We start from the raw sequence: 26,484 nt of genomic DNA on the forward strand, positions 1-26,484 counted from the left end.
ATTAGTACCGATCTCCAAAAATTTTGAATATGCCCCATAAAAAAATAATTGTTCTAGCTATGTGAATTGGCCAAACTTAGATAAATTTGCCCTTATACGCAATTCATTCACTCGAAAAAAACTTAACTTCTCGCTGTTATTGACCTAATTAACCGAACCTTACCGAACAAAAAATTGTACCTTTGTAACAATGAAATACATTTATCTATTTCTTGCTATAGCCGCTGAGATATTTGCAACCACTTTTCTAAAGAAGTCTGCAGGTTTTACCCTTATAAAGCCTACTCTCATCTGTATTGTAGGTTATATCATTGCCTTCTATTTTTTAAGCATCACACTTAAATACCTACCCGTCGGGATATCCTATGCAATTTGGTCTGGGGTTGGTATTGTAGCCATTACGCTGATTGGTATGTTCTTATTCAAACAGATCCCCGATACAGCAGCCATTATCGGCATGGTCTTGATTGTCGTTGGAGTCATTATTATTAATCTCTTTTCAAAAATGGGCGCACATTAGCTGATCTAAGATCTAAATTTGTACTTTTGTAACTTACATAAATAAAAGGATACGTGTCGTTAGAGAAACTAAAACTTAGCAAAAGATTGACTGCTACGATGACCGAACTCGGTTACTTAGCTCCAAAGGAAATTCAAAGTAGATGCATTTCCAGAATTCTTGGTGGACAGGATGTGATTGCCATCGCTCCGGAAGGTGCTGGCAAAACCACAACTTATGTCTTATCTACCTTGATGAAGTTGAAATTCACAACAGATGAAGCTCCGAAGTTTTTGATCTTGGCGCCTAATGAAGAACGTATCGACGAAATTGTTGAGAGATTCTACCAATTAAGCAAAAATAAAGGTCTTCGCATCATTGGATTACGGGCTTCAGGTAGCATGGAAGAAGAAATCGAAGAACTGGTTGATGGAAAAGATATTGTTGTCGCTACTCCAAATCGTGCAAGAGCGATCTATCTTAAATTGGCCTTGAATCTCAACCGTATTCAGACACTAATTATTGATGATGCTGAAGAGATTATCAAACAAGGAATGCAAAATACAGTAAGGGAATTAGCCGAAAGCTGTGGAAAGGTACAACATTTGGTTTTCAGTACTGTTGAACACCAAAAACTTTATGACATGATCGACAATTTCATGAATGAAAATTGTGCCTCAGTCGAAATAGATGAACTTGAAAATGACACTGTCGACACCCTAGATCTATTATTATATCATGTTCCTAATTTCACAACAAAGATCAATTTATTAAATCTTCTGTTGCAGGATAAAGAAGTATTTCAAAAAGTAGTCGTCTTTGTAAACTCGAAACTTACTGCCCAAAAGTTGGCCAGCAGTTTGTTCAGTAGCAATAAAGAAGAAATTGCTATCCTCAATCCATTGTTCTACGACGATTTCGGCTACGAAACCATGGAAGATTTCAAGGAAAATAATCAATCTCGTGTCTTGATTATTGCACGGGAAAATACAAACGATGTGGACCTTTCCGCTATTCCATTCATTTTTCAATTTGAGTTACCAAATGAAAAGGAGGAATTCTTAAATCATCTTGTTAAAAATGACGATAATGAAGAATCGGTCGTGTTGACTTTCACAACAGATCTGGAATTACCAATGGTCAAAAAAATAGAACAGGCCGTCGGTAAAAGAATGGATGTTTTGGAATTACCTGAGGATCTTGCAATCTATAATCCCATCACCGACAAAAAGAAAAAGTCGAGCAAGGAGGAAGATAATAAAGAAGATCTTTCCCGTGGCGGGGCTTTTCACCAAAAGAAAGAAAGCAATGCCAAGACCTTTAATTATGGAGGCGGCGAAAAGGCAAAAATGACGATGAAAATGAAAAAGAAATAAAAATAGAAAAGGGAAGTTTAAAACTTCCCTTTTCTATTTTTATTTCTTGTGCTGACGGATGTATGCTAATCCAATAAACCTGTTTCATATACGATGCCCTATTATTGATTCAGTGAATTCCGGACGCTGATACCGTGAAGTCGCTGTTAACTGTAAGCCTACTTTAGAATTTTCTTCAACAATTTAATATACGCATTTGCGATTCTTTCCATACCTTGATCATTTGGATGAGCATAGTCTACAGTCGAATTCAGATCCAGATTAAGCTCTTGGCTCGACAATAAGAAAAGCTGGCGAACTCCTTTCGATTGTAATTTTTCAAACGCAGCTTTCAATACCCGGCTGCTTTGCTGATACTCTGCATTTTTATCTTCATTAAAGACTTCTGCTATACTCCCCGAGCTATGCTGGGTCAAAATGATAGGCGTTGCGGGATGTTCTTTTCTTAAAAATGTCACCGCATGGACCAACAAAGAATCCAATTTTGTTTCTGTTAACGTTTTCGAAATAGCCAGATTGGGAATACAATCGAGAATATAGCAGGCGGCATCTTCTTGGTTCATCATATTTAAAATAGGTTGCTCGAGCCGGCCATTTCCAGAGAAACATAAATTGATCACCTCGTGATTAAATGCCCTTCCTACCTGACTGGTCCAAGCCAAACCAGGACGGCTTGTACAGGCCCCCTGTCCAATCGAAGTTCCATAGACAACAATAGGTTTTTCCGTTGTAGTAGGAGTATATGTTAATTTAGCCGTATTTGGCACACCAATCTTTAACCACTTAACAGTATTGTAGAGCGGAAGATATAAACGGTAATTAAATTTTTCATTGCGCCCGATATTCTTCCACGTATAAGAAATAGTATCGGAAAAATCATAACTGCCATAAGCCCACTTCCATTCTTTCTTTGCCGTATCATAAGCATAAAGATCCAGCCCACTAACACCTGTTGTTGGCATATGGGGCATATTTAAGCCTCCGACAACTTGGTATTGAACTGTAATCTCAGGCGAAGAAGTTTGAAAGTCAATATAGAATCCTGCGCTATTCTTACCTAGCTCCCATACTGGTTTACGTACCTGACTTTCCAATTCATCGGGAAGTCTGTTGAAGGCTGAAAGCTTCTGATTCTCCAACCTACCTTCTACATGTTTATCTTCTAGTGGAGAAAACCAACTATAATTCTCCTGCGCTTTAATGGCAGAAAAAGACAACAGAAAAAACGCTGTCAACGCAACTTTTGATAACATATAATAATTTAGCTTTAAGTTTGATATAATTGATTATAAAAAAGGAGCCTATTGGCTCCTTTTTATTGTGATTTATTTATTATACTATAAAATAGCTTGTCTAACTCGTACCAGTTTTTCCATCAAGCCTTCAAGTAAATCCAAATTTAACATATTGGCGCCATCAGATTTCGCATTTGCCGGATCAGGATGTGTTTCTATAAACAGACCGTCAGCTCCCACGGCGATAGCTGCTTTCGCGATCGTTTCAATTAAAGCTGGTTTTCCTCCTGTTACGCCAGAAGTCTGATTTGGTTGTTGCAAGGAATGTGTACAGTCCATCACTGTTGGGACGTTAAAAGCACGCATTTCGGGAATCCCTCGATAATCTACAATGAGATCCTGATAGCCGAATGTATTGCCACGATCAGTTAAAAAAACCTTTTCATTTCCAGATTCCACGATCTTATCTACTGCAAATTTCATAGATCCAGCGCTCAAAAACTGGCCTTTTTTTACATTGACCACCTTATTCGTTTTTGCCGCCGCAACCAATAAATCAGTCTGTCTGCACAAAAATGCTGGAATTTGAAGAACGTCAACGTATGCAGCTGCCATTTCTGCTTCGTGGCTCTCATGGATATCTGTCACCGTCGGTACACCAAAAGTTTTTCCAACTTTTTCTAAAATCTTCAGCGCCTTTTCATCACCTATTCCCATAAATGAATCTAGGCGGGACCGATTGGCCTTACGGTAGGATCCCTTGAAAATGTAAGGAATATTAAGTTTATCTGTAATCGTAACAATCTTTTCAGCAATACGCAAAGCGATTTCTTCTCCCTCAATTGCACACGGCCCCGCCATTAAAAAGAAATTCTGCGATGTCCCATTCTTTATTTCGGGAATGTATTTGTTAATCATATAATTATAAAAATATTAATTGCCAAGCTCTGATAAAAATTTGATTCGCATCAATTGGAGATCTTCATAACTGTAATCATCCCCTCCAAGTTCTTTAAGCGCATCATTAATTGAATCAGTCTCGGCTGTCTTAAAATAGTCGTATACCTCATCCTGGCGATCCTCATCAATAATCTCGTCAATAAAATAATTGATATTGATTTTTGTGCCCGCATTTACAATCGTTTCTATTTCCTTCAATATTTCCTCGTAAGTTATCCCCTTAGCTGAAGCAATATCATCCAATGCTATTTTACGATCGATATTTTGAATAATAGACACCTTTAATGCCGATTTATTAGCTGTACTTTTAATGACAAGATCTACAGGTCTATCGATTTCATTTTCCTCAACGTAATCTTTGATCAAGGCAATAAACGGTGCGCCAAATTTAATCGCTTTACCATTCCCTACTCCCTGGATCTGTTTCAACTCATCGATGGCAATTGGATAATGTGTACACATTTCTTCCAGCGAAGGATCTTGAAAGATGACAAACGGAGGCAATGACTTCCCTTTTGCAATTTTCTTGCGTAGGTCTTTAAGCATACCCAACAAGACGGTATCTAAGGCTCCTGTGCCTTGCCCTGTATCTTCCGAATTTGTGCTATCTCCCCCCTCAATTGGACGATTCAAAACAAATTTTAGTTGATAAGGGTTATCCAAATAATGACGGCCAATATCTGTCAATTTTAAAAGGCCATAGTGATCAATATCTTTTTCGATAAAGTTATCAAGCACTGCCTGTCTAAGTAAAGATTTCCAATAGATAACACCTTTCTCTTTACCCGTTCCGAAAAGACGATGTTCATCATGTTTATAGGAAGATACAGGTTGATTATTTTGACCCATCATGACGTTGATCACGTGATGATCATCAAATTTCTCGCCCTGCTCCTGAATGAAGCCCAGTACATTTTTCAGGGAGTCCTCGGCCTCAAAATATTCTTTCTCCGAGCGGCAGTTATCGCACATGTTACTGCAGCCCTGCTCGTCAAAATTTTCTCCAAAATAATGAAGAATTTGTTTACGACGACATACTGCAGACTCCGAATAATCAATAACCTCTTTTAAGATCTGTGTACCGATCTCGCGTTCGGCCACAGGTTTATCTTTCATAAATTTGGTCAGCTTTTCAACATCTTTTTCCGAGTAAAAAGCCAAACAATAACCATCTCCGCCATCACGTCCAGCACGTCCAGTTTCCTGATAGTATCCTTCCATAGATTTTGGTATATCATGGTGAATGACATAACGAACGTCAGGTTTGTCTATTCCCATACCGAAAGCGATGGTAGCCACAATAACTTCGACGTCTTCCATCAAAAATTTATCCTGTGTATCAGCTCTCGTTTTCGCATCTAGACCAGCATGATAAGGTAACGCTTTAATGCCATTTAGGTTCAAAACCTCACTGATCTCTTCTACCTTTTTACGGCTCAAACAATAGACAATACCAGTCTTTCCCGATTTGGTTTTGATAAAACGAACAATCTCCTTAACAACATCCTTTTTTGGCCGCACCTCATAATACAGATTGCTCCGATTAAATGATGATTTAAATAAAACAGCATCATTCATCTGTAAATTTTTACGGATATCCGACTGAACTTTGGGAGTAGCAGTTGCCGTAAGAGCGATAATAGGGATATTGGCACCTATTTCGTTGATTACCTGGCGTATTTTACGATATTCTGGTCTGAAATCGTGCCCCCATTCCGAAATACAATGCGCTTCGTCAACCGCTACGAAAGACACGGTAATCTGATGTAAGAATTCCAAATTATCTTGCTTGGCAAGGGATTCTGGAGCTACATACAGCAATTTGGTCTTCCCGGCGAGTACATCATCCTTAACCTTTGTAATTTCGCTCTTATTCAATGATGAATTTAAAAAATGAGCGATACTATCTTCGCCACCGAATGCACGAAGCTGATCTACCTGGTTTTTCATTAAAGCAATCAGCGGAGAAATAACAATTGCAGTTCCCTCACTCATAAGAGCAGGAAGCTGGTAGCAAATTGATTTTCCTCCTCCGGTTGGCATTATTACAAAAGTATCTCTTCGTTGAAGAATACTAGTTATAATTGCCTCTTGATCCCCTTTAAAAGTATCAAAACCAAAAAAATCTTGTAAATTGTCGAAAAGTGATTTTTCTATTTCCATTGCGCCTTGGGCAAAAATAAGATAGATAAATGAAGAAATAATCTTGAAAAATAATCTATTTTTGCAATCTATTCTAATACATAAAAGTAAGAGTATTTTTTGTGAAAAACAACTACGAGATAAAAAATATAGCTATTCAAGCTATTCAAGAAGAAGCCAAGGCGGTAGCTGCTTTAGCTCAATATATTGATGATGATTTTGTTACCGTTGTCGATCGTATTCTAAATTTACAGGGCCGCGTCATTGTAACTGGAATCGGCAAAAGTGCCATTATCGCTCAAAAGATAGTTGCAACGCTAAATTCGACAGGCACACCATCGATCTTTATGCATGCAGCTGACGCTATCCACGGAGACCTTGGTATTATCCAACAAAATGATTTAATTATTGCGATCTCTAAAAGTGGTAATACACCTGAGATTAAAGTACTTGTCCCCTTTTTAAAACAGACAAAGAATGTTTTGGTTGCTTTGGTCGGAAATACGGAATCCTATCTCGCTAAAAATGCAGACTATATTTTAAATACCACCGTTGAGAAAGAAGCTTGTCCTAACAACCTTGCGCCGACTTCCAGTACAACTGCTCAGCTAGCCATGGGCGATGCGCTTGCTGTCGTTTTACAAGAGTGCCGCGATTTCACGGATAAAGATTTTGCAAAATACCATCCAGGAGGAGCATTAGGAAAAAAACTGTACTTAAGAGTCGGCGATCTATCCGATCAGAACGGCAAACCTAGTGTCCAACCGCAAGCCACTGTAAGTGATATCATCATCACCATAACAAAGTTTAGACTGGGAGCTGTAGCGGTGTTGGATGCTGACCACATACTCGGCATCATCACAGACGGTGATATCCGTCGTATGCTGGAGAAACACACCAATTTAGCGGCAATTACTGCCGCCGATATCATGGGAAAATCACCAAAAATCATCGACAAAAATGAATTGGCAGCCAATGCTCTCCATATTATGCGTGAAAATAACATCACACAACTACTGGTTTCCGACAAAGGGAATTATGCTGGTGTTATCCACATACAGGATCTATTGAAAGAAGGTATAATATAACTGTAATAAAGTTGTTAGATGTACAATAAATTGGCAATAAATATTAAATTTGGCATATCAGTTGTACTATTTTAATCGTAAAGTAATATTTTAGAAGCATGAAAAAGTATATAACAATCTTAGCAGTGATCATTTCCTTTATAGGTTTTTCTTCGATGCAGACAGGACAAGGGGAATTTAAATTCGAAAAAGAAACCCATGATTTTGGCAAAATTCCGGCCGGTACGCCCGTTTCGTATAATTTCAAGTTTTCAAACACAGGCAGTGAGCCAATTATCATTTCAAATGTTGTGCCTACCTGCGGATGTTCTGTAGCAGAATTTACGAAAACACCAATTAAACCAGGCGAAAGCGGAACGATCAAAGTAACTTACAATGCGGCGGCAAAAGCTCCATTCACAAAGAGTTTCACGGTACAGTCGAACACCAAGACTCCTGTAAAAACGCTATATATTAAGGGTATTGTAGAATAACAATGCTCGTAAATAAAACGAAAAAAGCCACATAATCATGTGGCTTTTTTCGTTTTATTTTGGTTAGCTTTGCACTACTAATTTTAAAAAAACTATAATGCCAGTAATATCAGAAAAAGGGCTGAATATGCCTGCGTCGCCTATTAGAAAGTTGACGCCATATGCTGATCAAGCAAAAAAAGAAGGTAAAAAGATATACCACCTCAATATCGGACAACCTGATATCCAAACACCTGAAGTGATGCTTAATGCTTTGAAAAATATACAGTTCAAAGTGTGGGCCTACACACCTTCTGAAGGTACAGCCTCTTATCGAAATAAGTTAGCAGAATATTATAATAAGCTAAATTATAATATTGCGCCAACAGATATATTAGTAACGAATGGCGGTTCAGAAGCGATTATGATCGCTATGCAAGCCTGTTTAAATGAAGGAGAAGAGATTATCATTCCAGAGCCATTTTATGCAAATTACAATGGTTTTGCGTGTTCCTCTGATGTTGTAATCAAACCAATCATGTCCTATATTGAAAATGGATTTGCATTACCTTCTATCGCTGAATTTGAAAAAGTAATTACCCCTAAAACCAAAGCGATCTGCATCTGTAATCCAAATAACCCGACGGGTTACCTTTATTCCAGAGAAGAACTCGACGCTCTTCGTGAACTTTGTCTAAAATATGATCTTTACCTTTTCTCAGATGAGGCCTACCGTGAATTTTGTTACGATGGCAGAGAGTTTATCTCACCAATGCATTTAGAAGGTCTCGAAAATAATGTGGTTATTTTTGATACAGTATCAAAACGTTACTCTGCTTGTGGTGCGCGTATTGGATGTATCATTACCAAAAATAAAGAACTATATCAGACTGCACTGAAATTTGCACAAGCTCGCTTAAGCCCATCGCTGGAAGGTCAAATCGCTGGTGAAGCTGCTGTTGATACACCAGACAGTTACTTTGAAGCAGTATCCAAAGAATACACCGCAAGAAGAGATACCCTCGTGAAAGGACTTAACGCCATTGAAGGAGTTTACTCGCCTAACCCAGGTGGTGCATTTTACGTCGTTGCCAAACTACCGATTGACAATGCTGATAAATTCTGCCAATGGATGTTGGAAGAGTTCTCTTACAATAACGAAACAGTAATGATGGCTCCCGCTACGGGTTTTTACAGTACGGAGGGCGCTGGTGTAAATGAAGTACGCCTTGCCTATGTGCTTAATCAAGATGATCTCAATAAAGCATTGGTTTGCCTAGAGAAAGCTCTTCAAGTGTATCCGGGACGTACAAGTTAATAACAAAATAACAGGACTTACGAAAGGCGGGACAGGCATGTTCCGCCTTTTTCTTTTTTATAGTTCCTTCCCATAAACTCCTTTTCTATTTGCATTTTAAAAAAAAAACAAAACAAACTTTCGAGGCATCTTGTTCTTATTATAGTAACCAAAACGATTTCATATGGATAAATTGAAGAAATTCCAATTGATGGAAAAAATAGCAAGAGAATTAGAAGATGTCAGAAATAGTCAACAAGCTGTTTTGGAAAAAATAGGCAAAATCGAAGTTGATAACATTGAACTCGGCGATAAGAATATTGAAAAAACAATTCCCGATATCTATCAGCGTACAGCAGATAATTCAGATGCTATCAAAGCTCTTCTGGAGTCTTTTCAAGAGCAGACAGCAGAATTCGGAGAGAAAAACAACGTTGGAAAACTATTGGAACAGCAGCAGATCAATAGTGTAAAATAGCTAAAAAAAGGAGGCCGGCTAAATAGTCGGCCTTCTTTTTGTTTTATGATTGTGCTTTTGCAGCCCTAGCTTTTAAATATTCTTCTTCAACAAAATGAAGCTGTTGTTCTGGTGTCAGATTTGAATTGTCCAAAACAATAGCGTCTTCGGCTTGCCGTAATGGACTTTCCGCACGCGTACTGTCGATACGGTCACGTGTAGAAAGATTCTCCACGACTTCTTCTAAAGTCACGTCCTCTCCTTTTTCCGTCAACTCCAGATAACGCCTCGCGGCACGTACTTTAGGGTCTGCCGTCATAAAAATTTTCAGATCAGCATCTGGAAAAACAGTAGTACCAATATCACGGCCATCCATAATAATATTTCGTCTGCTACCCAATTTTTGCTGCTGGGCAACCATAGCAACCCGAACAGCTTTGATTGCACTCACATCGCTGACTTTATCAGAAATATACATCTGACGGATCTCTTCCGAGATATCCTCATCATTTAGATGAATTTCTGTTTTTATTGCATTTGGGATAAAATCAATGTGGATATCTTTCAGTGCATTTTCGATCGCTTCTTGATCATCCAGCGCTATCTCATGCCGGATAAAATAGAGTGTGACGGCCCTATACATAGCTCCACTGTCAATAAAGGCAAACTTCAGTTTTTTTGCCAAAGCCTTTGCCAGGGTACTTTTACCGCAGGAGGAAAAACCATCTATGGCGATAATAAAATTGTGACGTCCACTCATTATTCGTTTCCTCCTATGATTACACCGGGACGATTGACCAAAGGAACCTTAGTCAGGTTGCCATCCACAATGCTTTCGGGTAAAAAGATATATTTTTTATCGTAAATAATATTATCAATATAAAAACTCAACCAATATTCATTTGTCAACCCGAATACCTGTTCGTCAATCGCTTCAACACGATCGAAAGATTTAGCTTCTATATTTCCAATAAAATGACGCAAAGTCGTTGTTGTTACTTGCCGACCATCCTTTTCACCATAACCTTTTGAGCTGATCAGCACATTCTGAATGGCAATGTTCTTGTCATTGATCACATAGACAGTCCAATTTTTTGTCTCCACCGTCTCACCTTCCAAAACAACGGCGATCATAATGTCTTTGACAATATTTTCAGGCAAATCTGCTTTCATCCTTATTTAGACTTTGTAGTTTTTTTTAGCTGGAGCCTTCTTTGCTGTAGCTTTTTTTGCTACAGTTTTCTTTTCTGTTGTTTTTGCTTTGGTCGCTTTTCCTTTCGGAGCATCCGCCTCAGCCCATTTCAACACATCCGCATACGTGATTTTTTCGATCTCAGTTCCTTTAGGGATTTTCAGATTTTGCTTACCAAAACGAATAAATGGCCCCCAGCGTCCCTGCTCGATTTGAGCGTCTGGATTTTCATCAAAAACCCGAATCACTTTCTCGATATCTTTCTGACGTTTGTCTTTGATAATCTGTATCGCCTCTTCTTCTGTTACGTCCAAAGGATCAACACCTTTTGGTAAGGAGTAAAACGATGAATTGTGACGTATATAAGGTCCAAATCGTCCCACCGCGACAGTCATTTCTTTATCTTCAAATAAACCGACTTTTTTCGGTAATTTGAACAATTCCATGGCATCCTCAAAAGTAATGGTTTCGATCATTTGTCCCTTCCGCAAGGAAGCAAAACGAGGTTTTTCCTCATCGTCAGGAGAACCAATCTGTACCAATGGGCCGAACTTACCAATACGAACCGAAACGGGCTTTCCGGAAACTGGATCGACACCGAGCTCACGCTCATTATTCGCACGATCTGCATTTACTAAAGTATCTTCTACTTCAGAATGAAAAGGCCCATAGAAATCATGCAACATTTTTGTCCATTCGGTCAGTCCATGCGCAATATCGTCAAATTCCTTTTCTACGTTGGCCGTAAAATGAAAATCCACAATACCGTTGAAGTGTTCAACCAAAAAGTCATTTACCACAACACCGATATCCGTTGGAAACATTTTTCCTTTTTCGGCACCGGTTATTTCGGTTTTTGTTACCGCTGTTAATTCGGCATCCTTTAGTGTCAGTACACGGTAATCGCGCGATTTACCTTCACGCTCTTCCTTTACAACATAACCGCGGTTTTGAATAGTTGAAATCGTAGGGGCGTAGGTTGAAGGACGGCCAATTCCCAATTCCTCCAATTTTTTCACTAAAGCAGCTTCCGTATACCGTGCTGGAGGTCGTGTAAAACGCTCCGTTGCCGACATGTTTTTCAAAGTCAATGGCATACCAATGGCTAACGGCGGAAGAATAGCATTGTCACTATCTTCGTCCATCGCGTTGTCTTGATCGTCATCCAAGGATTCCATGTAAACTTTCAAGAACCCATCAAATTTCATAACCTCTCCCGAAGCATTCAAATCTTCGGTACGGGTTGAGATGTCGATCTTTGCCAATGTACGTTCAAACTCCGCCTCACTCATTTGGGAAGCAATTGCTCTTTTCCAAATGAGCTCATATAATCTTTTTTCGGATGCATCACCATCAATGGTGTGCTCAGAGAAATAAGTAGGACGAATAGCTTCGTGTGCTTCTTGTGCACCCGATGTTTTTGTTTTATATTTTCTGAGTTTATGGTACTGGTTGCCGTAAGCCGATTTGATTTCCTTTTCAGCAGCCTCAATCGCCGTATCACTCAAATTAACAGAATCGGTACGCATATAGGTAATTCGTCCTGATTCATACAGCCTTTGCGCCACCTGCATGGTGCGGGCAACCGAAAATCCAAGCTTTCTACTTGCTTCCTGCTGTAATGTTGATGTCGTAAATGGCGCCGCTGGTGAACGCTTTGCAGGTTTTGTTTCTAGATTTTTTACTGAAAACAGCGCTGCTTTACAATCTTCCAAAAATTTGGTTGCCTCTACTTCTGTTGCAAAACGCTGCGGAAGTTCGGCTTTAAAACTGTCTTTAATTTTGCCCGTATGAAAAAAAGCAACGATCTTAAAAGCCGCTTCTGGTTCAAATTTATTGATTTCACGCTCACGATCTACAATCAGACGAACCGCAACAGACTGCACCCGACCAGCAGATAAGGAAGGCTTCACCTTTTTCCATAGAACCGGAGATAATTCAAAACCGACTAATCGATCTAGAACTCTTCGCGCTTGTTGTGCATTTACTAAGTTATAATCTATTTTACGCGGATTGTCAATAGCCTTCAGAATAGCTGGCTTCGTAATCTCATGAAACACAATCCTTTTTGTACTTTCATCTTTTAATCCCAAAGTCTCAAATAAGTGCCATGAAATAGCCTCTCCTTCGCGTCCTCATCGGACGCTAACCAAACGGTTTCTGCAGCTTTAGCCAATTTCTTCAGTTCACTTACAACCGCCTTTTTGTCGGAGGGAACTTCATACTTTTGTTCAAAATTCTTTTCGGTATCAATTGCATCATCGGTTTTCACCAAGTCGCGAATATGTCCATAACTTGACTTGACCAAAAAATCCTTTCCTAAATACCCTTCTATCGTTTTCGCTTTCGCTGGAGACTCAACTATCAATAAATTTTTCGCCATCTAATTTGAGATTTGTGCAAATAAAGGGAATTCTGAAAGGAATGACAATAATTTCTTGCAAAAAAGACAAAAAAAATAGATTTCATGTCAACAATTAAGAAATTTATCCGAGAGCAAAGGACCGCGCAACGGAGTTGAGCTCGACACAGAAACGCTGTCAGATCCAGCAAATTTGCCACACTAACCACTTTGTTTCCGTCTATTTCAGACAGAAACAAATTCATTTAACTTTATTCTGTTTCGAATCCACCTTCATAAAGTTGCAAAACCAAATATTCGAAACAGTTAAAATACGTATAAGTAAAATATATATGTATATTCGCTTATTCAAAAGGGCAATATATAACAACTCCCCTATTTTGTTTAAATATTTTAATAATGAAAAGAAGTCTTCTCAGAATTGCCTTTTGGGGCACGTTATTACCATTTGTATCTTGTTCAGTTATGAAAGATTCAGCAAAATCAAATCCAGGCAATTTCCCTAAACTTAGTCTGGAAGCACATCGCGGTGGCCGCGGCCTATATCCTGAAGAGTCTATCGCTGCCATGAAAAATGCAATAGATCTGGCAAAGGTGACCACACTGGAAATGGATTGCCACATTACCAAAGATCGTAAGGTTGTGGTCTTTCACGACGATTATCTTAACCCAAAATTTGTACTGAAACCCAATGGCTCCGAAATTTCTGACAAAGATAAACCACTGAGAATTTATGATATGCTTTATAAAGAGCTGATTAAATACGATATCGGATCGAAATTTTATAAAGAGTTTCCTGAACAGAAAAAACAGGTTACGCGTATAGCAAAACTATCAGACCTTATTGACAGTACTGAAGCCTACGCAAGTGTAAAAAGGAAAGCGCCGATGTTTTATAATATCGAAGTGAAGAGTAAGGAAGATAAAGATGGTATTTTCCATCCAAGGGTAGAAGAATTTGTGGACCTTATGGTGCAGGTGATCACTGATAAGAAAATTGCTTCACGAACCGTCATCCAATCGTTTGACAGCAGAGCTATTAAATATCTGCACAAAGCATATCCTCAAATCAAAGTTTCTTATCTTATTGATGCAAACTATACCAAAAGCGTTGAGCAAACAATTGCAGCTTTGGGCTTTACACCTTTTATTATAAGTCCGCACTATAAAATAGCTACACGCGATTTTATTGCACAGTGTCACAAAGCGGATATCAAGGTTATTCCATGGACAGTCAATACAAAGGACGAGATAGAACAGCTGAAGGCTGTAAAGGTTGATGGAATCATTAGCGATTACCCCAATTTGTTTTAACAAACACCTTGCTTGTTTCGCTTAGAATAAAAAAAAATTGAGTTCTAGTTCATCTCAATGCCAAGAGAAACCAAGCCACACCAAAGCAAAGCAGTTCGTTAATCGTCTCAACTACTTTGCTTTGGTTTTGTTTTTTAATGCCTTGTCAATATATTCCCGTCCCTTTTGAACCAAAAATTCAGAGCGGTGATAATCCCAAAGGTTACAGATATTATAGGGAATATCCACCACCACATCGGGATGGTATAAATCAACAATCATACGGCTCATTTTCCTGCGCATCACATAGTACGAGGCTTGTAGAATATCCAAGGAGTTCGAAGTCCTCGGATCCAGTTTTTTGATAACAGAATATTGTTTATCTGGTTTAGATTCCAGATTGACAGCAATGATTAAATTCTCTTTCTTGGTTACATGATTTATGGGCAATGGATTCAGTACACCACCGTCAACGTACACATGGTTCTCCTCTTCTACCGCCGTAAATACAGCTGGAATTGCAATCGAAGCCCGAATGGCATCATACATACTCCCAAAATCCAGCACAACCTCCTTTTCGTAGTTTAGATCTGTCGCAACGGCTTTAAACAAAATTGGAAAAGTCTCTATATTAGCATCGGGGATCACAGATTTCAAGGCGTTAAACACCTTGACCCCCTTCATCATTCCTAGTCCCTTCCAGCTAAAATCCATCATATTAAAGACCGATTTCTTCGTCAGGCGCTGCATCCAGTCTTCGAGAACATCCATCTTCCCCTGCGCATAAATACCACCGACAAGTGCTCCTATTGAACAACCTACCACCTCATCGATTTCAAAGCCCAGCTCTTCAAGCCGTCGAATAATACCAATATGCACAAGACCTCTTGCACCACCTCCGCCCAGGACAAGGGTAACTTTACGATTCAAAAAAGCTTTCTCCAACATAATTATACAAGTACATGAAACACTTGTTTACATCCAAGCAACAATGTAAACAGATAATCATCGTTATTATATGTATTTTTGATTACAATATACGCAGTAAAAAAAGAAATATGAAAATAGAAATTTGGTCGGACATTATTTGTCCATTTTGTTATATTGGCTTGACAAAGCTTGAATTGGCTCTTCAACAAACCGCAAGTAAGCCAGCCGCTGAAATCATCTGGAAATCGTATCAGCTTAACCCCGACTATCCCGAAGATGCTCCGGCAATGCCAACCTACGATTACCTCGTTCAAACGAAAGGCATGAGCATGGACGATGTTGTTGCAATGACTTCACAGCTCAGTGCGCAGGGAAAAGAGCTGGGTATTGACCTGAATTTTGAAAAAGCAATCGTTGTAAATACAAAAAAAGCTCATCGTCTGATCCATTTTGCCCAGGCGCAGCAAAAAGGCACTCAGATCAAAAAAGCCTTATTTAAGGCTCATTTCACCGATGGTCTCGATGTAAATAACAATGAGGTTCTCGTCACTATCGCAACGCAAGAGCAGCTTTCCGCTCAGGATGTAAAAAACTTATTGGAATCGGATGAATTTGCTTATGATGTTGCACAGGATATCCAAGAAGGTGTCAGCTTAGGACTCCGAGGTGTTCCTTTCTTTGTATTTGACAGAAAATACGCTATCCCCGGAGCACAGCCCATGGAAGTCTTTCACAATACAATAAATGAATGCCTGGCCGGTCAGCCTGCACCTCTTGAACGCAGAGGCGAAGAAGGCCCTTCATGTGATCCTGAAACAGGAAAATGTGAATAAAGAAAGAAAAAATTATTGTTTAATTTTACTATTTTCGCAAGCTTATAACGACAAACAAATTTGGTATAAATGCAGTTAACCAAACTAGAAATTAAAGGATTTAAGAGTTTCGGAGACAAGATCACGATCAACTTCAATGATGGTGTCACAGCGATTGTCGGTCCCAATGGATGCGGAAAGTCCAATGTGGTCGACGCCATACGCTGGGTACTGGGGGAACAAAGTACAAAGATGCTTCGCTCCGATAAAATGGAAAATATTATCTTCAATGGAACGAAAAATAGAAAGCCGGCAAACCTTGCAGAGGTTTCGCTGACCTTCAACAACAACAATAATATTTTACCAACGGAATTCTCTACAGTGACGGTCACCCGTAAGCTGTTTCGCAACGGCGATAGTGAATATCGATTGAATGATGTCAAATGTCGTTTAAAAGATATCACGGATCTGTTCCTGGATACCGGAGTTGGTGCCGACAGTTATTCGATCATCGAATTGAAAATGATTGATGAAATTATCAACAACAAAGATAATTCACGTCGCAACCTCTTTGAAGAAGCATCCGGAATCTCGAAGTATAAAGTTCGTAAAAAACAAACTTTAGCAAAGCTGAGAGATACTGAAGCCGATCTTTCCCGTGTGGATGACTTGCTTTACGAAATCACAAAGAATCTCAAATCATTAGAAAATCAAGCTAAAAAAGCTGAAAAATATACCTCCCTTAAAGCAGAATACCGCCAGAGCAGTATAGATTTGGCTTATTATAGAATTGCTGATTTTTCGACCGAATTAGAAAGACTTCAGACACAAGAATCCAAGGTTCAAAAAGATGCCGTCAATGCACAGCAAAATATTCTGAACGCGGAAACTGAACTCCAAATACTCCGCCAGACAAATTTGGAACAGGAAAAAAACCTTTCGGTACAGCAAAAGACAACACAGGAATTTGTCAATAAAATCCGAGGTTATGAATCGGAAAAGAAGATCAAAAACGAAAAAGTCAAAAATCTTCAAGATAAAGAAAACCGACTGAACCTCGATATCAACAGCGATAAACAACAGCTTAATCATGTCCTCTACACCATCAAACGACTGAATGAAGAATTGTTTGATGAGCAAAATAAACTCGATTCGTTAAAAACAAATCTTGAATCGGATAAAACCGAAGTCGACGAATTGAGAGGACAGCAACAATCTGCAAAGGGAAAGCTCGATATTTTTAATAAGAGCAATGCTGAATTACAGGCAAAAATATACAAATTAGAAAAAGATCTTGCGGTATTCACAATTCAGAAAGAAGCTCTTCTGCAAGAATCTGTTCGCAATAGTGTAGATACAGAAGCAAAAGAAGCCGAATTGCTGCAGTTCAATTCCTCTGTTATGGAATTGGAAGGCCGTGTAGAAGCACAGCAGCTACAGTACGATTCAGCAAACCAGCAGGAAGAAGAGCTCCAAGGACAGATTAATCAGTGCCAGGCAAACCTCGAGGAATTTAAGGCCCAGCTTGCCAAAGATCTCCGCCTGGTAGATGCCAAACAAAACGAATACAACCTCACGAAATCCCTTATTGATAATTTAGAAGGTTTCCCCGATTCCATTCGCTTCCTCAAGAAAAATGCAGGCTGGAAAAAGCAGCCCCCACTCCTATCAGATGTCCTTTTCTGTCAGGAAGATTACCGTGTGGCTATTGAGAACTACCTAGAGCCTATTATGAACCATTATGTTGTCGAAACACAACAAGATGCCGTTCAGGCTATCCAACTATTGAGCGATGCAGCAAAAGGAAGAGCTAATTTCTTTGTTTTAGATGCCATAGTAGATTCCCCAAGCGCTGCCCCCGCACCAAATGACAATTTGATGTCTGCGTTAGATGTGATTAACGTAGACGAAAAGTACAAGGCTTTATGTACGATGCTGCTCCAGCAAGTCTTCATCCTTAAACATGAAAATGAAAAGGAGCTGGATGAAAAGCTACCTGCTCTAGGACAGGTGATTCTACAAAAAAATGGACGTTATTCGAAACATCATTTAGGCCTTTCGGGTGGTTCAGTGGGATTATTTGAGGGCAAACGTATCGGAAGAGCGAAAAATCTGGAAGTGCTATCCCAAGAGATCAAAACCTTAAATCAGGAAATAGCAAAACTTGAAGATAAAATAACGGCCGAAACAGCTCGTTTGGATGCACTGCGTGGCAATTCACAGAAAGAGTTAATAGATGAGCTGCGCTTTCAGCTCAATAGACTGAATAATGAATTAATTACCGTCAAAACAAAGCAAGAGCAATACCAAGCCTTCATCAATAACTCCCAGGCCCGTAAAAAAGATATTCAGGAGAAAATTGAAGGTATAGAATCGGATTTAAAAATTGCGGAGCCACAGCTTCAGGAGCTCCGTCTGGAAAAAGAACAGAGTATAGCCGAATTATCGACTTTACAAGATCAGTTCCATGAAATATCTGAGGTACTTAACGAAAAATCAACCGCATACAATCAAGAGAATATCGCTTACCATCAACAGTTAAACAAAGTTTCCAATATCACAAAAGATCTCGAATTTAGAGAGACGCAGAAAGATGATCACGAAATCCGTGTGGAGCGAAACAGTGCAGAATTAGTTGAAGTGCAGGAAGCTTTAAGAACAACCATTCCATTTGAAGATGAAGAAGATCAGGATCTTATTGCCATGTATGAGCAGAAGATCGCCCTGGAAGATGGTCTCAAAGAATTGGAAGACGGCTACTATGCAGATAAGCAGAAAATCAATAACCTCGAAGATGCTCTGACACAGCAGCGTCGTTCAAAAGAACAGAGTGACTTTCTTGTTTCAGAGATCAAAGATAAAAAAACGGGTCTTCAGATCGACCTCAATGCCTTGAAAGAACGTCTTTCTGTTGAATTCAACGTTGAACTGAAAGACCTGATTGACCGTGAAGATGTGCCTGAGATCACAGAAGATCAGACGACATTGGCAACCAAATGCAGTAAACTCAAGAAACAGCTTGATGAATTTGGAACGATCAATCTAATGGCAAAAGAGGCTTTTGACGAGATGAATGAACGCTATGATTTCATTAACAAAGAGAAAGCTGATTTAATCGAAGCAAAAGGCTCATTGATGGCAACAATAAAAGAAATTGACGATACCGCTCAAGTTCAGTTTATGTTTACATTCGATGCCGTAAGGAATAATTTCGTCAAGGTATTCCGTTCGCTATTTAACGAAGAAGACAGCTGCGACCTGGTGCTCACAGACCCAAGCAATCCGCTGGATTCAGACATCGACATTATTGCAAGACCAAAAGGGAAAAGACCGCTGTCTATCAATCAGCTTTCGGGTGGTGAAAAGACCTTGACTTCAACAGCCTTGTTATTCTCACTCTATCTTTCTAAACCGGCACCTTTTTGTATATTCGATGAGGTGGACGCTCCGTTGGATGATACTAATATTGATAAATTCAATAATATTATCCGGGATTTTTCCAAGAATTCACAATTTATCGTGGTCTCACACAATAAAAAAACGATAGCAAGTACAGACATCATCTATGGCGTAACTATGGTTGAACAAGGTGTATCCCGTGTAGTTGCAGTAGATCTAAGAGAAGTTGCTTAGTGAGCAACGAAATACACAATAAATAAGACGGACTCAGGGGATCTACACCCGGTCCGTCTTATTTATACAGATCAATTTAATTTCCTCTCGCCTTTAATGAAATTCTTTGCTGCAACATGCTGTGAATTTCCGTAAGCTTATTTCCTGTTGCAGATCAATATAAGGATAGACAGCAGACAGCTGATTCCCCCAAATAATTAGACCGACTGATAACCAAACGAGCCCGCGATCATTCCCGCCAATGGTCCTGCCAGTCCCAGCGACAAATCCACAAACGCAACATAAGCTCCAAGTGATGTACCACGCATCTGCGGTGCAACTTTTTTTATGGCTAGCACACCCAAAGCCGGGAATACCAGGGAAAACCCTACACCTGTAAGTCCGCAGCCTATTATTGCAAGCATTTTGGATGTGGCAGTCCAGATCAGCGCTTGTCCCAGAACTTCGATAAACAATGATATCAAAGCTATTTTAAGACCGCCAAATCTATCTGGAAATGATGCAAAGAACACTCTGGTCAACACATAACATGTCCCAAAAACCATAAACGCCAATGAAGCCTCCCCCCAATTCATTGCCTTGAAGAACAAGGCAATGAAGGACGCAATACAGCCAAATGCCATGGAAGAGAATGCCAGGCTAAGCCCTTGTCCAGAAATCGCCCCTATCACCTTACAAAACGGTGTACGGATATGGTCTTTATCAATGGCTACGGCTGGCAGTTTTACCGTGGCTAGCCAGCTCATCATTGGCAATAATAACATAAGAAAACAGGCGGAGAGGTCTCCGGATACTCGTCCCAACCAAATACTTAGGGGGGCGCCGATAGCGATACCAGCATACATCGCAATACCGTTCCAGGTCATCACCTTTCCGGACTGCGCCGGTCCGACCAACCCGATCCCCCAAGTAAGCGCTCCTGTGACCAGAAAACTTTCTGCAATACCATGCATTACTCTGGCCAAAAGAAGCAATGCAAGCGCTGTACCGCTGCTAAATTGAAAAAAAACAGCTAAAACATAGGCTGATCCCGCTAAAACAGCTAAAATAGCGCCCGACATCTTGCTCTTCTTAGCCCCCTTCGTATCGGTAATTTTACCCGAGTAAGCGCGTGTAAGAAGTGTCGCGAGCGATTGCAAACCAATGACCAAACCAACAATAAAACTGTCGTATCCTAATTTCCCCTCAATAAACTTCGGAAGCAGCCCCAAAGCAATTCCAATAGTCAAATAGACTCCAAATACCGATACAATAATGGGAATTATGGCTTTGTAGAAGCCAATTGTTTGTCCTTTTTCTAAAATTACACTCATAAAATTTTTGTTTAACTATATTTCGAGTGCAAATATGCCGCGGATCAAAAAGCTAAACATTGACTCAAGTCAAAAAAAGAGTCTGCACGTCAAAAAAGGAGCTGAAAAATAAAAAAGCCCAGAGTGGGGAACTCTGAGCTTTCGTTAGCCATATATTAACCTATTTTATGAAAAGTATTTGTAATGAAAACGCCACAATTTTGAATTCATTATAACAAGAATAGTCATTTAACATTTTTTAACGTTTAGAAGAGATTAATATTAAACTCTATTTGAGCGTGGCAAAAACCATAATTTTTCGTGTTCTTGTCAGGGATCCTCCGATCCTGTTCACAAAAAAAGCTCGAAGTGGGGAACTCCGAGCTAACCTAACCAATTATTAACCTAAATTTATGAAAAGTCTAATTTATACAAACAGCCTCTTTCGCTGTTTTGAATATTAAACGTAAACCATAAGCTTATTATTACGCAGCTCTTACGGATTTATGTGAAATTTGACATTTTTTAACAATTCAATAAGTAACTTTAGGAAAACGAACATATAAATAAATATCATATGGCAGAGTACGATTTAAATGAACTTCAGAAGATCCACGAAAACAAAGATGTTTTAAACTATCTGGAACAACATGGCATTCTGGAAATAAAAAAATTCAATGATGTTTACGATTATGAGAAAGAACTTTACGAGCTTCAAGTCAAGCTCTTAAAGCTTCAATATGAAATCATTGAAAAAGGAAAACGGGTCCTTATTATTTTTGAAGGTAGGGACGCTGCGGGTAAAGGTGGTACAATAGGCCGCATAACCCAATATCTAAATCCCAAAAAGGTACGCGTTGTTGCATTGCCCAAACCAACCGAAGAGGAAGCCGGGCAATGGTATTTTCAACGATATATCAAACAGCTCCCTAATGCCGGCGAAATTGTGATTTTTGACCGTAGCTGGTATAACAGAGCTGTTGTTGAACCTGTATTTGGATTTTGCTCCAAGGAGCAACATGAGCTGTTTATGAACCAGGTCCCTGAATTTGAGAAGCAGTTAATCGACGATGGCATCATCCTTATCAAATTATTCCTGAACGTCAGCAAAGAAGAGCAAGCCGAAAGGTTAAAAGAGCGAAAAGAAGATATCCTAAAACAATGGAAAATCGGTGTGCTAGACCAGCAGGCACAGGAGAAATGGGATGTATATACGGGCTATATTGAGGATTTATTTAAAAAGACAAGTACAAAAAAATCGCCTTGGCTAGAAATCGCGAAAGATAATAAGAAAAAGGCTCGCCTGGCGTCCTTCAAACTTATTATCAATGCTCTTGTTGGAAGTGAACAGGAAAAAATAGATTCTTTCGTCACAAAACACGATTAAAGGTCCGTCGATTAGGAAAGGTACAATTATAACAAACAGGAGGAAAAGTATTTCCTCCTGTTTGTTATAATGGCAGAACGAATTAGGACACCAGAACCGTAGTTTCTATTTTAGGTCCTGCTGCGTGCACCGAGGGTGGCATCTCATTATTGAATTTTTCAAAATTCGAAATAAACAGCTTCGCCAGGCGTTTTGCCTGCATGTCATAAGCCTCGTCATTGTTCCATAAGCCTCGCGCATCTAAAATTTGTGCAGGAACGTGCTCTCCACAGCTCGTTGGATACTCCAGTCCAAAAATATTGTGCTTGTTGAAGTGAGACTCCAGCAGTGAACCATCTATTGCTGCTCGAATTAGCGATCGCGTATAATTTAGCTTAATACGTCTGCCTATTCCGTAAGGACCGGCAATCCAGCCCGTGTTCACTAACCAAACTTTGATATTGCGATTTTGCTCTAGTTTTGAACGCAGCAAAGCCGCATATTTTGAAGGATGAAGCGGCAAAAATGCCTGTCCAAAACAGGTTGAAAATGCTGCTGTAGGCTCCTTTACCCCTACCTCTGTACCCGCGACCTTTGCTGTATAACCACTAACGAAATGATATACTGCCTGATCGATGGTCAACAATGAAATGGGAGGAAGTACACCAAAAGCATCTGCCGTTAGGAAAAAAATATTTTCAGGTTCACGACCAATACCGCTCATTTCGGCATTTTCCATGAAATCTATTGGATAGGATACGCGGGTATTTTCCGTCTTGCTAATATCGTTGTAATCAGGTCGATCAAATTCATCCAAAACAACATTTTCAAGCAGAGACCCAAAACGAATTGCGTGAAAAATCTCAGGCTCTTTGTCCTCCGATAAACCTACACATTTGGCATAGCAGCCACCTTCGAAATTGAATATTCCCTTTTCGCTCCATCCATGCTCGTCATCACCGATCAACTTTCTATTTCTATCAGCTGACAAGGTCGTCTTCCCTGTACCCGAAAGTCCAAAAAACAAAGCAGTCTCCCCTTCTTTCGAAGTATTCGCCGAACAGTGCATAGAAAGCACATTATGCTGGAATGGCAAAATAAAGTTCAATATTGAAAAAATACTCTTTTTAATCTCCCCTGTATAACCGGTCCCTGCAATCAGTACTATCTTTTTTGTAAAATCAATCGCAACAAAATTTTCGTTGATAATGCCATATTGATGCGGCTCTTCGATAAGCAGCGTCGGGGCAGCTAAAATCGACCAAGCAGGCTGAGCATCCAAATTTGGTTCCGGACGCAGAAACAGGTTATTGGCAAATATACTTTGATAAGCTGTCTCCGTAACAACACGCAAATCTATTTGATAAGCTGGATCAGCCCCGGCAGCACAATCTCTTACATAGATGATTTTATCACTTAAGTGAGCAGCTACTTTCGAAAATAGTGCTTCAAAATTAGCCGGAGACATCCGTTGATTGATCTCTCCCCACCAAACGCTATCTTTTGTTAAAGAATCTTCGACCAGAAACCGATCTTTTGGCGATCTCCCAGTAAATTTTCCCGTATCAGCAGCGAGTGCCCCCGTATCAGAAAGCCGACCTTCGTGATTTGCTAAGGCATGTTCGACCAATTCAGAAACAGGCAATTGATAAAATACATTTTTTGTACTATCAATTTTTAAATATTTCAAATCAGGCGCGTTTCCAATGTTACCCTTTTTCATATTTTTTGTTTGTTTTAAAATGTGCCCAAATTTAAAGGCATTTTTCGCTAAAAACAAAACTTAATTATCTAAAAATCAAGCTTATTGTACAAAAAACACAAAAACAAACAACTCATTAACAACAACTTACGCTAGTAAAAAAAATTAAACTTTTTAGCATATTTTTTTAGCACATCAATTTATCACTATCAAAAAATATCACATATTTTTCGTAAATTGTTCCAACCTTTACAAATATTAATAAAGTAAAAAAACAGAAGATGTAACGTCCATCAGCCATTGATCCTTGAAAGTGGCAGCAATGTCCAGGCCGACGGACTAACATGAGTAAAGATAAAGAGATGAAATAGCTACAATTGTAGCACGAACACGGAAGAGCACAGGGTGGCTTTCATGCTATCTGACAAATAGTTGCTTGTGCTTAAAATAAACTGGATATGCTATATAACCATTAAACGACACATAATCTGCGAATGAAATTACATGCTATAGAAACGGGATTTTTTAAACTCGATGGCGGTGCAATGTTTGGTGTTGTTCCAAAGAGTATCTGGAACAAAACAAACCCGGCCGACTCAAACAATATGTGTACCTGGGGAAACCGCCTGCTCCTCATCGAGGACAGTAATCGATTAATGCTGGTCGATACAGGACTGGGAGACAAACAAAATGAAAAATTCTTCAGCTATTATTATCTTCACGGCGATGCAACGCTGGATAAATCATTAAAAAATATTGGATTTGACAGAAGCGATATCACCGATGTCATCCTTACACACCTACACTTTGACCATTGCGGCGGCGCTATAGTGCGCGAAGGTGAACAGCTGGTTCCGGCTTTTAAAAATGCTCATTTTTGGAGCAATAGTGACCATTGGTCTTGGGCGACCGATCCTAACCCGCGCGAAAAAGCTTCTTTCTTAAAAGAGAACATTTTACCGATACAGGAGAGCGGACAATTAAAATTTGTCGAAGATCATCAGAATCCTTTTGGAAACAATATCGCTATCCGTTATGCACACGGCCATACAGAAGCTATGATGTTGCCACAGATACAGTATAAGGGCAAAACAATCCTCTATATGGCGGATCTATTGCCTTCGGTGGGACATATTCCCATTCCTTATGTTATGGGTTATGATGTCAGACCCCTCGTGACCATGGAGGAACGCAACAGCTATTGGAATGAGATCGTCGATAATGAATACATCTTATTTTTCGAACACGATCCCATACATGAATGCTGTACACTTCAACGTACTGAAAAAGGTATCCGGGTAAAGGATATTTTCAAACTAGGCGAGATTTAGCTGGTCTTTTTAAAGAAGATCAAATAGGATATGAAAAAGGATAAACAAAAAAGGCTACTTTGAAAGTAGCCTTTTTTTGTTTCATGAATATGTTTAGAATCTAAAGCCCAAAGCCCAATAATTCTCAAAAAACCATATTTGTTGGGATGCTTTATCTACCCCTCTTCTTCCTGTTGTACGAATGTTTGTTAAATCAGTCCAGCCCGTTTTGAAGTTCCCCTGAAGATAGAGTCCTTTATAAAAACGGTAGTGCAAACCAACTTTTGCCGAAGCACCATAACCCGCAATGTTCCAAAAGTGGTTGGCCCCTTCGCCAAAAAGATGCACGTCGGAACGAGGAATCAATAGACCTACATCCACACCAGATTCCATTGTCAGCACCTGTTGACCTTTGCGATTATTGATGATGTCATCATAACGCTCCAGACCTACTGAGGCAAAGTTATAACCATCTGTATGCTCAAATGTCAGCATAGCAGAGTCTACAGTAATCAATTCACCGTTATATTGACCGGCGCGGTTTCCCGTCGGGATACCAGGATTAGAAATTTCTTCACCGATAAAACCGGAAATTTTCACCTGCTGCGGAATATCGACCACATATTTCATATGATCCCATCCCAATGAAATTGAATAATTATCTTTGATATAATAACCAAAGTGCAGATTAAATTGTGGAATAGTTAACCGGCTTGGATCAAAATACGTCGAACCAAATTTAGTTGGCCTATCACCCGCTTTTACATCATGGAGTATAAAGTCATAATTAGGACCCGTAAAATGAATATCTGATTTTGCGTAAGAAGAGAAGTTGTACCCCCAAAAGAAGAAGAATTTGCCCTTGTTACTTTCTGTTCTCAAATTTTTCGGTTTGAAAATGCTTTTTCCTATCTCAGGATTTTCTTGGGCAAATAAGGCAGAAACACTTAATGCAAGTGCTCCAATCGTTAAAAATATTTTTCTCATATCGGTGCTAAAAACGTTGGGCAAAAGTACCCGCATTCTATTTTATAAGCAAATAAAATCAATGGAAATTGGAAAAATATGACGAAGATCACAGAAATG

General features: G+C 39.4%; 20 protein-coding genes and 1 pseudogene. 11 read left to right on the forward strand and 10 right to left on the reverse strand.

Annotated features, from left to right (window positions below):
• Nucleotides 1–190 precede the first annotated feature (190 nt).
• Nucleotides 191–520: a DMT family transporter gene (locus BV902_RS16255; protein ID WP_075992835.1), complete on the forward strand. Its 330-nt coding sequence runs from the start codon at nucleotides 191–193 to the stop codon at nucleotides 518–520.
• Nucleotides 521–573: 53 nt separating this feature from the next.
• The gene (locus tag BV902_RS16260) at nucleotides 574–1,875 is read left to right on the forward strand and encodes a DEAD/DEAH box helicase (protein WP_075992836.1); all 1,302 of its coding nucleotides are present in this window, start codon (nucleotides 574–576) and stop codon (nucleotides 1,873–1,875) included.
• A 158-nt stretch (nucleotides 1,876–2,033) separates the two neighbouring features.
• Here BV902_RS16260 and BV902_RS16265 read toward each other — a convergent pair whose 3' ends face one another.
• The 3 genes from BV902_RS16265 to recQ all read right to left on the reverse strand — a co-directional run bounded on the left by BV902_RS16265 (nucleotide 2,034) and on the right by recQ (nucleotide 6,233).
• Entirely contained in the window at nucleotides 2,034–3,128 is a 1,095-nt protein-coding gene (locus BV902_RS16265) for an SGNH/GDSL hydrolase family protein (RefSeq protein ID WP_075992837.1), read from the reverse strand.
• A gap of 84 nt (nucleotides 3,129–3,212) precedes the next feature.
• Complete coding sequence (gene kdsA, locus BV902_RS16270; protein ID WP_075992838.1) at nucleotides 3,213–4,028, reverse strand: 3-deoxy-8-phosphooctulonate synthase; 816 nt, start codon at nucleotides 4,026–4,028, stop codon at nucleotides 3,213–3,215.
• A 15-nt stretch (nucleotides 4,029–4,043) separates the two neighbouring features.
• On the reverse strand, nucleotides 4,044–6,233 hold the full coding sequence (recQ, locus tag BV902_RS16275; protein WP_075992839.1) for a DNA helicase RecQ: 2,190 nt from the start codon (nucleotides 6,231–6,233) through the stop codon (nucleotides 4,044–4,046).
• A 101-nt stretch (nucleotides 6,234–6,334) separates the two neighbouring features.
• Between recQ and BV902_RS16280 the strand changes: the two genes are divergently transcribed.
• From BV902_RS16280 to BV902_RS16295, 4 genes are all read left to right on the forward strand, one after another.
• Nucleotides 6,335–7,300, forward strand: a complete 966-nt coding sequence (locus BV902_RS16280; protein WP_075992840.1) for a KpsF/GutQ family sugar-phosphate isomerase — start codon at nucleotides 6,335–6,337, stop codon at nucleotides 7,298–7,300.
• Nucleotides 7,301–7,398: 98 nt separating this feature from the next.
• Nucleotides 7,399–7,773 carry a DUF1573 domain-containing protein gene (locus tag BV902_RS16285; RefSeq protein WP_075992841.1) on the forward strand — a complete coding sequence of 125 codons (375 nt, stop codon included), beginning with the start codon at nucleotides 7,399–7,401 and terminating at the stop codon, nucleotides 7,771–7,773.
• 97 nt (nucleotides 7,774–7,870) lie between these two features.
• Nucleotides 7,871–9,070 carry a pyridoxal phosphate-dependent aminotransferase gene (locus BV902_RS16290; RefSeq protein WP_075992842.1) on the forward strand — a complete coding sequence of 400 codons (1,200 nt, stop codon included), beginning with the start codon at nucleotides 7,871–7,873 and terminating at the stop codon, nucleotides 9,068–9,070.
• Nucleotides 9,071–9,233: 163 nt separating this feature from the next.
• A complete protein-coding gene (locus tag BV902_RS16295) occupies nucleotides 9,234–9,527 on the forward strand; it encodes a hypothetical protein (RefSeq protein ID WP_075992843.1) in 294 nt (97 codons plus the stop codon).
• A gap of 43 nt (nucleotides 9,528–9,570) precedes the next feature.
• Here BV902_RS16295 and cmk read toward each other — a convergent pair whose 3' ends face one another.
• From cmk to topA, 3 genes and pseudogenes are all read right to left on the reverse strand, one after another.
• Nucleotides 9,571–10,266, reverse strand: coding sequence for a (d)CMP kinase (cmk, locus tag BV902_RS16300; RefSeq protein ID WP_075992844.1), 696 nt, complete (start codon nucleotides 10,264–10,266; stop codon nucleotides 9,571–9,573).
• Entirely contained in the window at nucleotides 10,266–10,679 is a 414-nt protein-coding gene (locus BV902_RS16305) for a hypothetical protein (RefSeq protein ID WP_046672862.1), read from the reverse strand. Before BV902_RS16305 ends, cmk begins: the two co-directional genes overlap by 1 nt.
• A 6-nt stretch (nucleotides 10,680–10,685) precedes the next feature.
• Nucleotides 10,686–13,081: pseudogene (gene topA, locus BV902_RS16310) on the reverse strand (type I DNA topoisomerase).
• Between the two features lie 378 nt (nucleotides 13,082–13,459).
• On the opposite strand from topA, the gene BV902_RS16315 reads away from it, so the two are divergent.
• Nucleotides 13,460–14,374 (forward strand): glycerophosphodiester phosphodiesterase family protein, encoded by a 915-nt coding sequence (locus BV902_RS16315; RefSeq protein ID WP_075992845.1) that lies wholly within the window; start codon nucleotides 13,460–13,462, stop codon nucleotides 14,372–14,374.
• A gap of 111 nt (nucleotides 14,375–14,485) precedes the next feature.
• Here the strand turns inward: BV902_RS16315 and BV902_RS16320 are convergent, their stop codons facing one another.
• A complete protein-coding gene (locus BV902_RS16320) occupies nucleotides 14,486–15,301 on the reverse strand; it encodes a patatin-like phospholipase family protein (RefSeq protein ID WP_075992846.1) in 816 nt (271 codons plus the stop codon).
• A gap of 110 nt (nucleotides 15,302–15,411) precedes the next feature.
• Between BV902_RS16320 and BV902_RS16325 the strand changes: the two genes are divergently transcribed.
• Both BV902_RS16325 and smc read left to right on the forward strand, forming a co-directional pair.
• Nucleotides 15,412–16,116: a DsbA family oxidoreductase gene (locus BV902_RS16325; protein WP_075992847.1), complete on the forward strand. Its 705-nt coding sequence runs from the start codon at nucleotides 15,412–15,414 to the stop codon at nucleotides 16,114–16,116.
• Between the two features lie 69 nt (nucleotides 16,117–16,185).
• Nucleotides 16,186–19,728: a chromosome segregation protein SMC gene (gene smc, locus BV902_RS16330; protein WP_075992848.1), complete on the forward strand. Its 3,543-nt coding sequence runs from the start codon at nucleotides 16,186–16,188 to the stop codon at nucleotides 19,726–19,728.
• Nucleotides 19,729–19,925: 197 nt separating this feature from the next.
• Here smc and BV902_RS16335 read toward each other — a convergent pair whose 3' ends face one another.
• Nucleotides 19,926–21,041 (reverse strand): MFS transporter, encoded by a 1,116-nt coding sequence (locus tag BV902_RS16335; protein WP_075992849.1) that lies wholly within the window; start codon nucleotides 21,039–21,041, stop codon nucleotides 19,926–19,928.
• Between the two features lie 556 nt (nucleotides 21,042–21,597).
• Between BV902_RS16335 and ppk2 the strand changes: the two genes are divergently transcribed.
• Complete coding sequence (ppk2, locus tag BV902_RS16340) at nucleotides 21,598–22,407, forward strand: polyphosphate kinase 2 (RefSeq protein ID WP_075992850.1); 810 nt, start codon at nucleotides 21,598–21,600, stop codon at nucleotides 22,405–22,407.
• A gap of 82 nt (nucleotides 22,408–22,489) precedes the next feature.
• Here the strand turns inward: ppk2 and pckA are convergent, their stop codons facing one another.
• Complete coding sequence (gene pckA / locus BV902_RS16345; RefSeq protein ID WP_075994830.1) at nucleotides 22,490–24,109, reverse strand: phosphoenolpyruvate carboxykinase (ATP); 1,620 nt, start codon at nucleotides 24,107–24,109, stop codon at nucleotides 22,490–22,492.
• Between the two features lie 473 nt (nucleotides 24,110–24,582).
• Here pckA and BV902_RS16350 point away from each other — a divergent pair, with 473 nt between their 5' ends.
• Complete coding sequence (locus tag BV902_RS16350; protein ID WP_075992851.1) at nucleotides 24,583–25,419, forward strand: MBL fold metallo-hydrolase; 837 nt, start codon at nucleotides 24,583–24,585, stop codon at nucleotides 25,417–25,419.
• Nucleotides 25,420–25,512: 93 nt separating this feature from the next.
• Here BV902_RS16350 and BV902_RS16355 read toward each other — a convergent pair whose 3' ends face one another.
• Nucleotides 25,513–26,385, reverse strand: coding sequence for a hypothetical protein (locus BV902_RS16355; RefSeq protein WP_046672928.1), 873 nt, complete (start codon nucleotides 26,383–26,385; stop codon nucleotides 25,513–25,515).
• Between the last annotated feature and the right edge of the window lie 99 nt (nucleotides 26,386–26,484).

It is taken from the genome of Sphingobacterium sp. B29, assembly GCF_001952815.1.
GTDB classification, from domain to species: Bacteria; Bacteroidota; Bacteroidia; order Sphingobacteriales; family Sphingobacteriaceae; genus Sphingobacterium; species Sphingobacterium siyangense.